The 14,101-nt window shown below is 70.7% G+C and carries 16 protein-coding genes; 9 read left to right on the top strand and 7 right to left on the bottom strand.

The window, feature by feature from the left end; all coding sequences use genetic code 11:
• Positions 1-927, bottom strand: coding sequence for a cupin domain-containing protein (locus tag ABIA35_RS32940; RefSeq protein WP_370360567.1), 927 nt, complete (start codon positions 925-927; stop codon positions 1-3).
• Positions 928-1,031: 104 nt separating this feature from the next.
• Between ABIA35_RS32940 and ABIA35_RS32935 the strand changes: the two genes are divergently transcribed.
• Positions 1,032-1,352: an EthD family reductase gene (locus tag ABIA35_RS32935; protein ID WP_370335041.1), complete on the top strand. Its 321-nt coding sequence runs from the start codon at positions 1,032-1,034 to the stop codon at positions 1,350-1,352.
• Positions 1,353-1,522: 170 nt separating this feature from the next.
• Positions 1,523-2,188: a DUF4097 family beta strand repeat-containing protein gene (locus ABIA35_RS32930; RefSeq protein WP_370360566.1), complete on the top strand. Its 666-nt coding sequence runs from the start codon at positions 1,523-1,525 to the stop codon at positions 2,186-2,188.
• 131 nt (positions 2,189-2,319) lie between these two features.
• Here ABIA35_RS32930 and ABIA35_RS32925 read toward each other — a convergent pair whose 3' ends face one another.
• The gene (locus ABIA35_RS32925) at positions 2,320-2,772 is read right to left on the bottom strand and encodes an Lrp/AsnC family transcriptional regulator (RefSeq protein ID WP_370335223.1); all 453 of its coding nucleotides are present in this window, start codon (positions 2,770-2,772) and stop codon (positions 2,320-2,322) included.
• A gap of 114 nt (positions 2,773-2,886) precedes the next feature.
• Here ABIA35_RS32925 and ABIA35_RS32920 point away from each other — a divergent pair, with 114 nt between their 5' ends.
• The 3 genes from ABIA35_RS32920 (at position 2,887) to ABIA35_RS32910 (ending at position 4,213) form a co-directional block, all read left to right on the top strand.
• Positions 2,887-3,333 (top strand): DUF2000 domain-containing protein, encoded by a 447-nt coding sequence (locus ABIA35_RS32920; protein ID WP_370360565.1) that lies wholly within the window; start codon positions 2,887-2,889, stop codon positions 3,331-3,333.
• Positions 3,334-3,416: 83 nt separating this feature from the next.
• Entirely contained in the window at positions 3,417-3,872 is a 456-nt protein-coding gene (locus ABIA35_RS32915) for a hypothetical protein (RefSeq protein WP_370335047.1), read from the top strand.
• Positions 3,869-4,213 carry a transcriptional regulator gene (locus ABIA35_RS32910; RefSeq protein ID WP_370335049.1) on the top strand — a complete coding sequence of 115 codons (345 nt, stop codon included), beginning with the start codon at positions 3,869-3,871 and terminating at the stop codon, positions 4,211-4,213. Before ABIA35_RS32915 ends, ABIA35_RS32910 begins: the two co-directional genes overlap by 4 nt.
• A 25-nt stretch (positions 4,214-4,238) precedes the next feature.
• On the opposite strand, the gene ABIA35_RS32905 is transcribed toward ABIA35_RS32910, so the two are convergent.
• Complete coding sequence (locus ABIA35_RS32905) at positions 4,239-4,790, bottom strand: hypothetical protein (RefSeq protein WP_370360564.1); 552 nt, start codon at positions 4,788-4,790, stop codon at positions 4,239-4,241.
• Positions 4,791-4,936: 146 nt separating this feature from the next.
• Positions 4,937-6,337, bottom strand: a complete 1,401-nt coding sequence (locus tag ABIA35_RS32900) for a deoxyribodipyrimidine photo-lyase (protein WP_370360563.1) — start codon at positions 6,335-6,337, stop codon at positions 4,937-4,939.
• A 197-nt stretch (positions 6,338-6,534) separates the two neighbouring features.
• Here ABIA35_RS32900 and ABIA35_RS32895 point away from each other — a divergent pair, with 197 nt between their 5' ends.
• Genes ABIA35_RS32895 through ABIA35_RS32880 form a run of 4 tightly spaced genes read left to right on the top strand, consistent with a single transcriptional unit; the run spans position 6,535 to position 9,873 of the window.
• A complete protein-coding gene (locus ABIA35_RS32895; protein ID WP_370360562.1) occupies positions 6,535-7,854 on the top strand; it encodes an NAD(P)/FAD-dependent oxidoreductase in 1,320 nt (439 codons plus the stop codon).
• On the top strand, positions 7,848-8,585 hold the full coding sequence (locus ABIA35_RS32890) for a DUF1365 domain-containing protein (RefSeq protein ID WP_370360561.1): 738 nt from the start codon (positions 7,848-7,850) through the stop codon (positions 8,583-8,585). Before ABIA35_RS32895 ends, ABIA35_RS32890 begins: the two co-directional genes overlap by 7 nt.
• 8 nt (positions 8,586-8,593) lie before the next feature.
• On the top strand, positions 8,594-9,403 hold the full coding sequence (locus ABIA35_RS32885; protein WP_370360560.1) for a DUF1295 domain-containing protein: 810 nt from the start codon (positions 8,594-8,596) through the stop codon (positions 9,401-9,403).
• Between the two features lie 47 nt (positions 9,404-9,450).
• Positions 9,451-9,873: a hypothetical protein gene (locus ABIA35_RS32880; protein WP_370360559.1), complete on the top strand. Its 423-nt coding sequence runs from the start codon at positions 9,451-9,453 to the stop codon at positions 9,871-9,873.
• Here ABIA35_RS32880 and ABIA35_RS32875 read toward each other — a convergent pair.
• From ABIA35_RS32875 to ABIA35_RS32865, 3 genes are all read right to left on the bottom strand, one after another.
• Positions 9,868-10,992 carry a hypothetical protein gene (locus ABIA35_RS32875; RefSeq protein ID WP_370360558.1) on the bottom strand — a complete coding sequence of 375 codons (1,125 nt, stop codon included), beginning with the start codon at positions 10,990-10,992 and terminating at the stop codon, positions 9,868-9,870. The two genes, ABIA35_RS32880 and ABIA35_RS32875, sit on opposite strands and share 6 nt — an antisense overlap.
• Before the next feature lie 71 nt (positions 10,993-11,063).
• The gene (locus ABIA35_RS32870) at positions 11,064-13,292 is read right to left on the bottom strand and encodes a DUF6461 domain-containing protein (protein WP_370360557.1); all 2,229 of its coding nucleotides are present in this window, start codon (positions 13,290-13,292) and stop codon (positions 11,064-11,066) included.
• Between the two features lie 100 nt (positions 13,293-13,392).
• A complete protein-coding gene (locus tag ABIA35_RS32865; RefSeq protein WP_370360556.1) occupies positions 13,393-14,067 on the bottom strand; it encodes a fasciclin domain-containing protein in 675 nt (224 codons plus the stop codon).
• Positions 14,068-14,101: the final 34 nt, after the last annotated feature.

The raw sequence follows: 14,101 nt of genomic DNA, 5'->3' as shown, positions 1-14,101 counted from the left end.
TCAGCGGGACCGGACGTCGCGCCGCCAGCGGGCCGGCGGCGTGCCGTACCGGGTCCGGAACGCCCGGCTGAACGCCGCCTCCGAGGCGTAGCCGACGCGCTCGGCGACCTGCGCGACCGACAGGAACGTGTCGCGCAGCAGACCGGTGGCCGCGTCCAGGCGCACGTGCGCGAGGTAGGCGACCGGCGGCTTGCCGACGCGGTCCACGAAGCGCGCGGCGAACGACGAGCGGGACAGCGTGCAGACCCGGGCCAGTTCGTCGACCGTCCACTCGTGGCCGGGATCGCGGTGGATGGCGCTCAGGGCCAGGCCGATCTGCGGGTCGAAGGCGCCGGCCAGCCAGTTCGGCTCGGCGTCCGCGCCGGCGGCCCAGGTGCGCATGATCTGGATGAAGATCAGGTCCAGGATGCGCGAGACCATCACCGCAGAGCCCTGCGACGGCGACTGCATCTCCAGCACGATCATCCGGCGGGCGACTTCGAGCCCTTCCAGCGCCTCCAGATCCGGGCCGCCGGAGCCGTCTGAGCCGCCGGAGCCGCGCAGGATGATCACCGGCGGCAGGCTGCCGAGCAGATGGCTGGTCTGCGGGTCGCCGATGGTGAACGTGCCGCACAGCCAGCGCGCGGGCCGGCCGGCGCCTCCGGAGTCACTGACGGAGTGCGCATCGCCGCGCGGCAGCAGCACGAAGTCGCCGCCCCGCACCTGCTCGACGTTCGGACGGCCCTCGATCCGAAGGGTGACTTCGCCCTCTTCGACGATGTGCAGGCTGCCCCGGTCGGCGAATCCGAGGGAGAACCCCGGTTCCGGGGTGTACGCGACAATCCGCTCACCGCTGAGCCGGACACTTCGCAGGAGCTCCGACAGCAGGTCGTGCGTCTGGCCGACCGGGCTTGGACGATCTGCAAGGTTTTCCGGCGGAGCGGTCATGGTCCCTGCTCATTCCTCTGAATACGCTCGTCGAACAGTGAACGGGGCCACCATACGGCGCTCCGCCACGCACCTCATCCGAAACCACTCAACGGGAGACCACCATGTCCGAGCACGGCAACGCCACCAAGATCACCTTCGTGTACTCCACCCCCTCCGACCCCGAGGCGTTCGAGGCCGCCTACGCCGACCAGCTCGCGCTGGCCCGCAAGCTGCCCGGCCTGGTCCGGCTGGAGGCCTCGAAGGTCTGGCCGAAGGAGGACGGCAGCCCGGTCCCGGCGCACCGCTTCCTGGACCTGTACTTCGCCGACTACGCGGCGGCCAGCGCGGCCGCGGCCGAGGCCGGTCCGCTCGTCGGCGCCACCAAGCAGCACGCCACCGGCGGCGTGATCATCGCGTTCGCGGAGGTGCTCGAGACCGAGTAGGGGCAACGTGTTCGCTGTGTTCCCCGTGTTCGCCGTGTCAGCGCCGGTGTCAGGCCGGGGTCAGGCCCGTGTCAGCACGTCCGCCGAAAGTGAAGACACGACGGCGGGCCGACCGGGTCCGCGGCGCAGACAAGAAGAACACGAAGAACACGGAGAACACGGAGAACACCATGAACACCTTCGCCACCCCCACCCCCGTCCTCCTCGTCCTGGACATCCCGGCGGGCCGCGTCCGCCTGGTCGCCGGCGAGCGCGCCGAGTCCACCGTCGAGGTTCTGCCGGCCGAGGGTTCGAAGAAGCGCGACGTGAAGGCCGCCGAGCAGACCTCGGTCGAGTTCGCCGACGGCGTGCTGCGGGTCGTCACCGCCGAGGCCGGCCGGTTCCTCGGTTCGGGCTCGGTGGACGTGACGATCCAGGTGCCGGCCGGCTCCCGGGTCCAGGGCAAGGCCGCAGCGGCCGAGCTCCACGGCACCGGCCGGCTCGGCGAGGTCGTCTTCGACGGCGGATACCGCACCGTGGAACTGGCCGAGGTCGCCGGGGCGCAGCTCAAGGTGCACACCGGCGAGGTCACGATCGGGCGGCTGACCGGTTCGGCGCAGATCAGCAACGGCACCGGCGACATCACCGTCGCCGAGGCGGTGGCCGGCGCGGTCGAGCTGCGCACCGAGGCGGGCAGCATCACCGTGCACGCCGCGCAGGGCGTCTCGGCCACGCTGGACGCCGGTACCGGGCACGGCCGGATCACCAACGCGCTGAAGAACAGCGAGGGCGCCGACGCCGCGCTGACCATCAAGGCCACCACTTCCAGCGGCGACATCACGGCCACCAGCCTGTGACGCGCCGGTGCTGACGGCCGACGGCGGCCGGGTTCGGGCAGATGGCTGCCAGCCCGGCCGCCGAGCCTTGTAGCGGCCAAGTGACCAAGCCTCTTATCGGGCCTCTTATCGGGCCTCTTATCGGCCGAGCCTTACAGCGGCTCGATCTCCGTCTTGCGCAAGTGCTCGTAGACCAGCGAGGTGCGCACGTCGGCGAGCTCCTTGCGCCGCGTCAGCTTGTCCAGCACCAAAGCCTGGAGCTGATCGGTGTCCTTGACGGCGACGTGGATCAGGAAGTCGTCGCCGCCGGACACCACGAACACCGACAACACCTCGGGCAGCTGCTCCACGAACGCCCGGAACCCGTCGATGACGGCGCGGTTCGGCGGTCTGACGCGCACCGCGATGAGTGCTTGCAGCGGTCGGCCGATTGCCGCGAGGTCCACCTGCGCGTGGTAGCCGACGATCAGGCCGCGGCGGCGCAGGGAGCGCATGCGTTCCAGGCAGGTCGAGGGGGCGATGTTCAGCAGGGTGGCCAGCTCACGGTTCGTGCGCCGTCCATCGTTCTGCAAAAGCGCCAGCAGCGCCGAATCAACGGCGTCCAGATCGGTCACCTGGGCAACCTAGCAGAACTAAATTCGGATCTTGAGCGATCAGGCCGCACCACGCACTACTGTCGGCCAGCAGATCCGGTGATGGTTCGATCCGAAGGAGCCCCCATGCCCATGCCCGACGCCACCAACGCCACCCTCCCCCGCTTCGAGAAGTGCGCGATCGTCATCGACGGGGCGCTGCCCACCGGCCTGGCGATGAACGCCGCGGCCGTCCTGGCGCTGTCGATCGGCGACGCGTACGGGGAATCGGCGCTCGGGCCGCAGGTCAAGGACCGCGACGGGCAGCTGCACCAGCCGATCACCGAGGTGCCGCTGCCGGTGCTCAAGGCCGACCCGGAGGTGCTGCGCGGGATCGTGGCCAAGGCGCTGGCCGAGCCGGACGTGTTCCTCGTGGACTTCACCGCCTCGGCTCAGGCGGCCCGGGACTACGGCTCCTACATGCAGGCCATGCAGGACACCGGCGCCGAGGAGCACCAGTACGTCGGCGTCGCGGTGGCCGGCGCGAAGAAAGCGGTGCAGAAGCTGAGCGGGAGTCTGCCGCTGTACCGCTGACGGTATTGATCCACTCCGGTCGGCATGCTCGTTCCGGTCCGCATCTACTTTCCAAATGGAAACTAGATGCTAGAGTGAAACTCATGACCGACGAGCTCACCCCCGCCGCAGCCTTCGACACCGCCACCGCCCTGCGCGCGGCCGCCGAGCGACCCGCCTTCCCGGCCTGGTTCCCGCCGACCATCGGCATCGGCTACGCCGCCTCGCTGTGCTTGATGGGCGTCAGCTTCCTGCTGCACGGAGGCATCGCGCGCGTCTGCGGCCTGACCGGGGCAGCGCTGGTGGTGCTGACGTTCGCGACGATGCTCCCGGTGGTCGCCGGCTGGCGGCGGTCCGGGGTGGTGCCGAAGTTCGACAACTGTGTCGACGACCCGGCCCGGCGACGCCAGCGCCTGCGCACGTTCGGGATCGCCGCGGCGGGAACGGCGGCGGCGATGGTGCTCGTGGTCGCCGCGCACTGGGGCTGGATCGAGATCGCGGCCGGCCTGGTCCTCGGTGCGACGACGTGGCGCCGGCTCGCCCGGCAGGCCGCGCGGTGAGTACCGAGCCCGAGCAGCCCGAGCCCGACGAGGCCTTCGGAACTCTGCCCAAGCTGAAGCTCGCGGCGTTCCTGGCCGGCTGTGCCGAGGCGGAGTTCGGGACGGTCGCGGAAACCTGCGCGATCGCCGCGCCGACGCTGTCGAAGGCGGCCACCGCGCTGGAGGAGACGGGATACGTCCGCATCCGCAAGGGACATGTCGGCCGTCGGCCGCGCACCTGGCTGTCGTTGACGACCGAGGGACGCGCGGCCTTCGACCGGCATCTGGCGGCACTGGCCCGCCTCACCGAAGCGGGGCGGGCACAGGCCTCACAGCTGGAGGAGGATCAGGCGGCGAAGTGATGCCACAGCGCCTGCATCCGGTCGCTCAGCTCAAGCCGAGCTTCGCCAGCGCCGTCGTCCAGTCGGTCGCGATCGCGTTCTGCGCGTCGCTCAGGCCGGCGCTCCCGTCGCACACGGCCTTCTTCAGCTTGTTCTCGACCTGGTCCTTCGTGTACGACGTGTTCCCCGAGCTGTCGCTGCTGTAGTGCGGCTCGGGCCACAGGTTCTGCGGGTCGCGCGGGGCGCCGCCGAGTTCCAGCGGTATGAAGTGGTCTTCCTCGTAGTCGCTCGTGCTGGTGTCGCTGTAGCCGTACTCGGCGATCTGCTTCACCTTCAGCGCGTTGGTGTACGACGTCGGCGGGCGCACGGTCGCGGTCCAGCCGGACACGCATATCGTCGAGTCGATGGTGTCCTGCGTGACGTCCGGGTTCAGCGCGCCCGGGGTGCACACCGGGTCCGGCAGCGGCAGGTACGCGGTGGAGCAGGTGATGTCGGCGTGCGCGGCCGGCGCGCCGGGGCCGAAGAAGATCGCGGTTCCGGCGACGGCCGCGGAGGCGGCGGCGAGCACGGCGAGGCGGCGCGATATCGCGTCGGGCATGAGAGGGGAGCCTTCCGGTCGGTGGCGAAGGGGGGCTTCGCCGGGGAAGCTACCCACGAGTACCGAAGACCGCAAGGCCCTGATATCAAGATTCAGTTATAGGCCCGGAGCGGGTAACCCGCCGTTTGCCTGCCGCGGTTCCGGCTTCAGAACAGCGCCTCCCCGGGCTCGTCCACCCGCTTGCCGACCTTCCCGCCGCCCACTTCGACGATGGACGCCGGGTAGTCGCGCTCCTTCAGAGCACTCTCGCCGAGGCGCCAGGGTTCGTGCACCTGCCCCGCATCGGCGACGTCCGCGAGTTCGGGCACGTACCGCCGCACATACTCCCCCGCCGGGTCGTACCGCGCCGCCTGCCGCAGCGGGTTCAGCACCCGGTTGGGCCGGGTGTCCATGCCGGTGCCGGCGACCCACTGCCAGTTCAGCACGTTGTTGGCCACGTCCGCGTCGAGCAGGTGGTGCGCGAAATGGGCTGCTCCCGCGCGCCAGTCGATGCCCAGCGTCTTGGTCAGGAAGCTCGCGGTGATCAGGCGCGCCCGGTTGTGCATCCAGCCCTCGGCGGCGAGCTGGCGCATGCCGGCGTCGACGATCGGGATCCCGGTGCGGCCCTCGGACCACGCGGCCAGGGCGTCGGGGTCGTCGCGCCAGGATCCGCGCGGGCGCAGGTCGGTGTGCGGGGCGTCGGGACGGGCCGACAGGACCTGGTGGTGGAAATCGCGCCAGCACAACTGCCGCAGGAAGGCCTCCGCGCCGGACCCGGGATGATCGCGGCCGGCCCGCGCGGCGAGTTCGGTGGCTGACACGCAGCCGAAGTGCAGGTACGGCGACAGCTTCGAGGTGGCGTCGGCGGCGAGGTCGTCGTGGATGTCCTCGTATTCGTCCACGGTCTTGTCCAGCCACTGCTTGGCCCGCTTGCGGCCTTCGGTCTCGCCGCCGTGCAGCCCACCGTGCAGCCCGCCGGCCGACTCGCCGTCAGCGGGGACCGGCAGCTCCTGGCCGGCGATGTCGGGCACGCTCAGGTGCGGCGCCGTCGCCGGCGGCCGCAACGGAATCTCGGCCCAGCGCCGCCAGTACGGGGTGAAGACCGAGAAGTGGTCGCGGTCGTTGGGGCGCAGATCGCCGGGCGGCTGGATGGTGTGGACCTGGTCGTGCAGATGCAGCTCCGCACCCTGGGCCCGCAGCGCCGCGGCGAGTGCGTCCTGGCGTTCGTGCGCGTAGGCCGTGACATCGGCGGCCATGTGGACCTCGACGGCGTCCACCTCGTGCGCGACCCGGCAGACCTCTGCGACGACGTCCCCGGAACGCAGCACGAGGCGCCCGCCGAGCCGGCGCAGCCCGGCGTCCAGATCGGCCAGGGACTCCTCCAGGAACCTCCGCCGCGTCGGGCTGATCCGCGGCAGGATCCCGCCGTCGAGCACGAACAACGGCACCACCTCGCCGCCGGAGGACGCCGCCGCGGCGGCCAGGACGGGGTTGTCGTGGACGCGCAGATCGCGGGTGAACACCGCGACAGCGGCCCGGGACTGTGACGACGAAGGTGACGAAGGCATTGACTTACTCACCGCTCCATTCCAACAGCTCGCGACACCAAGATCCGGCAGACACCCGGCCGAATGCTTCCCCATCGATTCGGAGCCGTGCGCTGTCCGGATTGCCCGTAGTTCGGAAATACTCTCCACACCGCGCCAATCCGTTTCCCCTCCGGCACCGAATACCTCCTGTCGAGACATCGTCGAGGGAGGTATCGGTGACCGGTTCGGCACCAGGACGGGACGCCCGCCGCGAGCCCCGCGAGCAGGTCGCGGTGATCGGATCCGGCGTCGCCGGGCTGACGGCGTCCTACCTGCTCCAGCGCCGCTACGACGTGCTGCTGTTCGAAGCCGACGGCCGCCTCGGCGGCCACGCGCACACCCACGAGGTGGCCGAAGCCGGCCGGATACTCTCGGTCGACAGCGGCTTCATCGTCCACAACCGCCGCACCTATCCGCACCTGATCCGGCTGTTCGACGAACTCGGTGTGGCCACCCAGCCGACCGAGATGTCGATGAGCGTGCGCTGCGAGGGCTGCGGCCTGGAGTACGCCGGGGCCAAGGGCCCGCGCGGCCTGCTGGCCACCCCGAACCGGGCGCTGCGGCCGGGGTTCGTGCGGATGCTGCTGGAGGTTCGAAGGTTCCACCGCGAGGCGCGACGGTTGCTGGCGGACACGCCGCGGCCGGCGGCATCGGGCACCACGCTGCGGGAGTTCCTGTCCGAGGGCGGCTACTCGCGCTTCTTCGCCGACCACTTCATCCTGCCGCTGGTCTCGGCGGTGTGGTCCTCCGGCCGCGAGACCGCCGAACGCTATCCGGCCGCCTACCTCTTCCAGTTCCTCAACCACCACGGGATGCTGGCCGTCACCGGTTCGCCCAGCTGGCGGACCGTCACCGGCGGGTCGAAGACATATGTGGACCAGGCAGTGAAGAACCTGCACGCGGTCCACCTGAGCACCCCGGTGCGGTCGCTGAGCCGCACCGGGGACGGCGTGCGGATCCACGACGACGCCGACGAGGTGCACACGGTCGCCAAGGTCGTCGTCGCGACCCACTCCGACCAGGCGTTGCGGCTGCTCGCCGATCCGAGCCCGGCCGAGCGGGCGGTGCTCGGGGCGATCCCGTACTCGGTCAACGAGACGGTGCTGCACACCGACACCTCGATGCTGCCCTCCACGCGCGCGGCCTACAGCTCGTGGAACTACCTGCTGCCGTCGTGCTCGCGAGGCGGCACATCGGGAGCGCCGGACCGGGCAGTGGTCACCTATGCGATGAACCATCTGCACCACCTCGACGCGCCGGTCGAGTACCTGGTCACGATGAACGCCGCCGACCGGATCGACCCGGCTGCGGTGATCGACCGCATGCGCTATGAGCACCCGATCTACACACCGGAGTCGGTCGCGGCGCAAGCCCGGCTGGCCGAGCTGACCACCGCGCGCACCGCATATGCCGGCGCCTACCACGGCTGGGGCTTCCACGAGGACGGCTGCGCCTCCGGGGTGGCGGCCGCCGAGGCTTTCGGGGTGACATGGTGAGCTCGGCCGGGCTGTACGAGTGCCGCATCCGCCATGTGCGGCGCGGCGCCGTGGCCAACGACTTCACGTACTCCTCCTACCTGTGGCTGGTCGATCTCGACGACCTGCCGCACCTGCCCGGCCCGCTGCGTCCGCTGGCCGGCTTCGTCCCCGCCGACCACTTCACGGGGCACGACCTGAGCATCCGCGCGGGCCTGGAGGACTTCCTCGCCGATCGCGGCGTGTTCCTGGACGGCGGCAGGGTCCTGATGCTCACGGCCGCGCGGGTATTCGGGTACGTGTTCAACCCGTTGACCGTCTACTGGTGCCGGAACGCCGAGGAGCAGTTGGTGTGCGTCGTCGCGGAGGTGCACAACACCTACGGTGGACGCCACGCCTATCTGCTGTTCCCCGATGAGAAGGGCTGCGCGAACGTCGCGAAGGACTTCTACGTCTCGCCGTTCCTGCCGATCGACGGCGGCGTCTACCGGATGCGCCTGCCCGAGCCCGGCGAGCACCTGAACCTGGCGATCCGTCTGGAGTTGCGCGACGCGCCGCCTTTCGTGGCCGGCGTCCACGGCGAGCGCCGGGCCGCGACCGGACGCGAGCTGCTGCGGCTGGCCGCCCGGCACCCGCTGGCGCCGCTGGCGGTGGCCGCGCGCATCCGGCGGCAGGGCATCGCGTTGTTCCTGCGCGGGCTGCCGGTGGTGCCCAGGCCCCGAACGCGGACCGAAGGATCTGGAGGACGTTGAGGATGCAGATGCGGGCCGAATCCGTGGGGGCCTTCGCCGCCGTCTCGGCGATCGACGTGGCGGTGCTGCTGGTCGCGTTCAGCGGTGTGTTCGTCGTCGGCATGGCCAGAGGACGCCACCGCTACGTCGACGCCGCATGGGGATCGGCTTTCGCGCTGGTCGCCGTCGTGACGGCGGCGCTGACCACCGACCACGGCGACGGCTGGCGCCGCTGGCTGCTGGTGGTCTGCACGGTCGGGTGGGGGCTGCGGCTCTCGGTGCACATCGCGCGGCGCGGACTCGGCGCCCCGGAGGACCCGCGCTACGCCGCGATGCTGGCCAAGGCCGGCGGCAACCCGGCGTGGACCGCGTTCACCCGGGTCTACGTGCTGCAGGCGGTCCTGGTCTGGTTCATCTCGCTGCCGGTACAGGTCGGCCTGGTGGCTACCGGCGCATCGGCCGCGGGTACGGCGGCGGCCGTGATCGGGGTGGCGCTGTGGCTGCTCGGCCTGGGCTTCGAAGCCACCGGCGACTGGCAGCTGGCCCGCTTCAAAGCCGACCCGGCGAACCGGGGCCACCTCATGACCGAGGGCCTGTGGCGCTACACCCGGCACCCGAACTACTTCGGCGACGCCTGCGTATGGTGGGGCCTGTTCCTCATCGGTGTGGGCGCCTGGCCCACGCTGCTGACGATCCTGTCGCCGGTGCTCATGACGTGGCTGCTGACCTCCGGCAGCGGCAAGCCTTTGGTGGAGGCGCATCTGAAGAAGACGCGTCCCGGGTACGCCGAGTACGCGGCGCGGACCAGCGGCTTCATTCCCAGGCCGCCGAAGACGTAGGACGGGGAGGTACGTTCGTGCCCTGACTATTCACGAGGGGGCGGCGGATGAGCGGCGAACAGTCGGAGCCGACGACCGAACAGACGAACACCGAAGAGACTATGAAGCAGGTCTTCGATGCGATAACGACCACGCAGGAACCGGAGAATCTGAACACTCTCGTCGAAGCGATGGGCAAGCTCTTCGAAGAGGTGAAGCAGCGCGCGGACGAGGACGTCGCCGCCGCCCGCGCAGCACAGCAGCACGCCGAGATCGAACAGGGCCGCGCCGAGGAACGCGCCGTCGCAGCCCTCCAGGCCAAGGAGGACGAGGCCCGCCGCCACGCCGAGGAACTCCGCCGCCTGGAGAAGGCCTACGACGACCGGGCCGAGGCCCTCACAGCCGCGTCAGCCGCTCACCAAGCCCGCGCCGAGCGCGCCGAAGCCGAGGCCGACCGGCTGCGCGGAGAGCTGGCGGCCGTCCGCTCATGACCGGGTTCCCGGCCATGAGCGGACCCGGTCCACGACGCCGGCGACTCCCGGGGGAAGGGCTCCCTGGTCGTCGAGAACGGTGATGGACCACAAGGATTTCCGGCGCATCGCCACGTGCAGCATGCCGGTCCGGCGCGGCAGGTTCAGGTCCTCGCGGAAGTCGCCATAGTAGTGACCGACGTCTTTCATGTTGTAGTGGCCGTATCTGGTGCAGACACCCCTGCAGTCGCAGTCCGGCACGAAGTCCAGCGACCCGCCCTCCGTGCCCTGGATCGTGATCTTCCTGGCGCCCATCGTGTGCCGGAACCAGGCCTCGCCCTGTCCGTTCGTCACGCGGCCCATCGGCGGCAGCTCGTAGGGCTGGATCACTCGTACGCACCAGGGCGCGTTCCCTTTGACGCGCACATGGGTGACCTCAGAGCTCACCATCTCCCTGCGGGCAGACCCGCGGCGGACAGTGCTCCAACCGCGTTCCCTCAGTACGCGGTCGGTGCGCACGATCTGCATGGCCTCCACCTCCTGATGGGGCTGGCCGAGCGAGGCGACCTCGAGCAGCACCGGCTTGCCGGATGCGGGCCGGTCCAGCAGGAACTCGGCGTCGCCGTCGCCCTCCCAGCGGAACCGGTCCCCGGTGTGGACGTCGGTCGCGGCGTTGACGAAGCCCGAGAGCTCGTCGGCGGTCAGCAGCGGCTGCGGGACCGGCCGGTGTTCCAGCATCGCGGTGAGGCGGATCAGGGCTTTGCGTCCGGCGCCGATGGCCGCGTAGATCTCCTTGTCGCGGGTCGGCCCGGTCTGCGCGATCCAGCTCGACGCCCGCGCCACGGCGTCCACCGCCGCGTAGTGCTCGGCCCGCATGGCCGAGGTGACGCCGTCCGCCTCGGGCGCGAACGACACGTCGTCCAGCTGGCGCCGGTATTCGGCCAGGGCGATGGTCGCCTCGTCGCGGATCGGCACGAGCTCGAATCCCACGTCGGCCGTCGTCGCCTTCACCAGCCGGGCTTCGAGGGTGGCGACCTTCTCCGTCAAAGCGGTGACGGTCGCCGTGAGTTCGCTCAGCCGGGCCTCGTACGATTCCAGCTGCTCGACGAGTGTGTCGACCGCCGTACCGAGTTTCGACATGCCTGACGCCCCCGTGAACTGATCGCCGGTGTTCCCTGGACAGCTTGCCCATGGTCGAGGGCCCGGGTCCACTACCGAGGCGGGCCAGGCGGGCCAGGCAGCCGCGGCAGCCGGGCCCGCGCTTGGTCCAGTAGTTCGGCGGCATGGCCGGCCACGGCGTAACGCGCCGCGTCCAGGGACCGGATGGCGGCGCCGAGCGGGTCGGGGTTGGTGGCCTCGTGCAAAGCCATCCACAGCCAGCGGTGCTTGAGGTGGTCGTGGAGCTGGGAACGGCGGGCCAGGTCCTCGGCCTCGGGCGAGAAGGCGCGGTCTGCCAGCATCGCGGTGACGGCCGGGTGCCCGGACAGCTCGGAGTGCTCGACGGCGAAGGCCGCGGCCCACCACGCGAACTCGCGCAGTTCGCCGTCCGGCAGGGTGGCCAGACGGTCGGTGTCGGCGCCGAGCGGGCCGTGGCCGGGCCAGCTTCGCGAGCCGTCGGGCAGGCGCTGCTCGGCATACAGTTCGGGCAGCAGCGGCAGGATCGGGTAGCCGATGTCGACGGCTTCGATGCGGGCCAGATCCTCGGCGGACAGCCAGACGCCGGTGAACCGGCTCGCCGCCAGCAGGCCGACGGCCTTTCGGTGCCGGCCTTCCAGGTCGAGGCCGGCCAGGAGTTCGAGGGCCTCCGGGGATTCGATGTGGTCCCGGTAGAACTCGGTGTTGGTCAGCACGTCCCCGTTGCGGGCCAAGGAGAACCGGGTCACCGCGTTGACGTTCCAGAACATGCCGCCGGCCCGGTTCCCCGGCGAGGACAGCGCGCGCAGGACCGGCCTGTCACTGCCCTGCCAGCCGTTGAACTCCACGGCGACCGCGCCGCCGGGCACGTCCAGGACGCAGACCCACGGATCGACGTTGCTGTAGTGCCGGTCGTGGAACTGCTTGATCGGGGTCGGCGCGGACTCGTCGGCGCCGAACGCGCGCAGCACCTCGGAACCGGTCTTGTCGGCGACGAAGGTGACCGTGGCGGCCTCGGACAGGTAGCTCGACTCGACCCAACGGTAGACCTCGTCCGGGGCGGCGGGCACCACGGGCACGGGCTCGCCGCGCAGCAGGTGGCCGAGCCGGTCGGACTGCTTGTGCACCACGGGATCGGCGGCTTCGGCATGCCAGACCACGAAGTCGTAGTACTCCTGGCCGTTCTCCTCGTCCCGGCCGCGCGCGCAGACCCGGACCCGGTAGTCGCCGGGCCACGGAGGCGTGATCTGTATCGTCTGGGAAATCTGTACCGTCTGGGGAATCTGTACCGTCTGGGAAATCTGGTTGGTCTCGCCGGCGCCGGACAGAGCCGCGCCACCGGCCGGCGCTCGCCAGCTCAGCTCGACGATCTCGTCCCAGATCGAGGCATCCACCTGCGGCGGATCCTTGACCACGTGCGATGAGACGGAGACGGAACCGGATTCCTGCGCTGCGCGAACGGCGATGCCGTCGGGAAGCACCGCGACCAAGCCGTTCTCCGAGAAGTCCGGAACGGACGCCAGCGGTCCTTCGGCCAGCGTGAAGACGTGATCGGTGACGACGGCCCGGCCACTGCCATGACGCGGCATCAGGTATTCGGCCCGGCGCTTGGCCAGCACCATGTCGGCGTACGCGGCGGGCATCGGCGCGTCGCGCAGGATCGGCGCCACGACCCCGAGTGCCGTGCCGATGATCGCGGTGGCCGTGACGGCGGGCCACAACGGCCGCAGCACGATCGTGGCGACGACGGCCGTCAGCGCCAGGTGCCGCGCACCGTGGGACGCGGCGATCGCGGCCTCGTCCGAACCGGTGCCGACCAGCTGCGGGGCCACCGCGGGGTGCTCGGCGACGGCGGCCACGACGTGGGCCACCATGGCGGTGGCGCCGGGCACGACGGACTCCAGCCTGGCCAGCTCGAACAGCATCTCGCTCTGGCTGCCCACCGTGGCGATGGCCACCCGGCCCGAGCGCGGGCCCGCTTCCGGCAGTACCTCGACCAGTTGCGGCACCAGGGGATCCAGTGCCGCCACCGTCATCTCCAGGGCGCCGAGCAAGCGCTCGGCGACCAGCTGCGGGAGGCCGGCCAACCCGGCCCTGGCGGCGGAGCCCTGCTGAGAACCCGGCGGGCTCTGGAGCGGCCTCGGCCGGCGCGATCCGCCGTCGGGCTGCGGCTGGCCGACCCGCCCCAACTCCGCCGCGGGCGAGGGCGGAACCAGCTGCGCCACCCGGCCCAGCTCCTCCGCCACCACCTGCGCGATCGCGTCGATCACGGCCGCCGGAAGCTCGGTCGTCGGCTCGTACTTCACTCCACCACCCCTGCCGTTTCCCTTGATCGGCATCAGGATGTCAGAGGGCTCCGACACCTCCGGCGGGCCCGCGTCGTCGGGTCCTTCATCGAGTCCTGATTCAGCTGGTCGGCGGCATCAGCACCGAGTCGACGATGTACACGGTGGCGTTCGCGGTCTGCACGTTGCCGCAGACCACGTTCGCGTCGTTGACCTTGAACGACTGGCCGGAGCCGGTGACGGTGACCGTGCCGCCCTCGAGCGTGGTGTGGGTGCCGGCCAGCTGGCTCGGCGTGAGCCTGCCGGAGACCACGTGGTAGGTCAGGATCTTGGTGAGCTGGGCCTTGTCGGCCAGGACCGACTTCAGGGTGGCGGCGGGGATCTTGGCGAACGCGTCGTTGGTCGGCGCGAACACCGTGATGCCCTGGGTGTTGTTGAGGGTGTCGGCCAGACCGGCCGCCTGGACCGCCGTCACCAGGGTCGACAGCACCGGGTTGTTCGAGGCGGCGGTGGCGACCGGGGCCGTGGCCATGCCGGTGAAGCTGCCCGCGCCGGTGGTGGGCACCGCCGAGCAGGCCGTGCCGAACGGCGCGTCGGCCGAGTTCGCCGTGCTCGTGCTCGTGCTCGTGCTCATGTCCGAGGAGCTGGACGAGCCGGCGGCTGCCATCGAGCTCGACGACGACGCGGCCGGGGCGGCGGAGGGCTTGCTGGAACTACTGCTGCACGCGCTCGCGCTCACCGCGATCGCCGCCGAGCACAGCAGAGCGGCGGCGGTCTTGCTGCGGGTGGAGAACATGTTCAGCTCCTTGATTCAGGTGTGTCCGGGTCCT

It is taken from the genome of Catenulispora sp. MAP12-49 (assembly GCF_041262705.1).
GTDB lineage: Bacteria > Actinomycetota > Actinomycetes > Streptomycetales > Catenulisporaceae > Catenulispora.
This window is presented reverse-complemented; position numbering and strand designations above follow the sequence as displayed.

Bases quoted from the DNA above. Each gene is read 5' to 3' on its own strand.
- ABIA35_RS32905 (WP_370360564.1), bottom strand. From the start codon at position 4,790: ATGCCCGACGCGATATCGCGCCGCCTCGCCGTGCTCGCCGCCGCCTCC.
- ABIA35_RS32865 (WP_370360556.1), bottom strand. From the start codon at position 14,067: ATGTTCTCCACCCGCAGCAAGACCGCCGCCGCTCTGCTGTGCTCGGCG.
- ABIA35_RS32880 (WP_370360559.1), top strand. From the start codon at position 9,451: ATGAGCGGCGAACAGTCGGAGCCGACGACCGAACAGACGAACACCGAA.
- ABIA35_RS32890 (WP_370360561.1), top strand. From the start codon at position 7,848: ATGGTGAGCTCGGCCGGGCTGTACGAGTGCCGCATCCGCCATGTGCGG.
- ABIA35_RS32875 (WP_370360558.1), bottom strand. From the start codon at position 10,992: ATGTCGAAACTCGGTACGGCGGTCGACACACTCGTCGAGCAGCTGGAA.
- ABIA35_RS32935 (WP_370335041.1), top strand. From the start codon at position 1,032: ATGTCCGAGCACGGCAACGCCACCAAGATCACCTTCGTGTACTCCACC.
- ABIA35_RS32915 (WP_370335047.1), top strand. From the start codon at position 3,417: ATGACCGACGAGCTCACCCCCGCCGCAGCCTTCGACACCGCCACCGCC.
- ABIA35_RS32900 (WP_370360563.1), bottom strand. From the start codon at position 6,337: ATGCCTTCGTCACCTTCGTCGTCACAGTCCCGGGCCGCTGTCGCGGTG.
- ABIA35_RS32940 (WP_370360567.1), bottom strand. From the start codon at position 927: ATGACCGCTCCGCCGGAAAACCTTGCAGATCGTCCAAGCCCGGTCGGC.
- ABIA35_RS32930 (WP_370360566.1), top strand. From the start codon at position 1,523: ATGAACACCTTCGCCACCCCCACCCCCGTCCTCCTCGTCCTGGACATC.
- ABIA35_RS32920 (WP_370360565.1), top strand. From the start codon at position 2,887: ATGCCCATGCCCGACGCCACCAACGCCACCCTCCCCCGCTTCGAGAAG.
- ABIA35_RS32885 (WP_370360560.1), top strand. From the start codon at position 8,594: ATGCGGGCCGAATCCGTGGGGGCCTTCGCCGCCGTCTCGGCGATCGAC.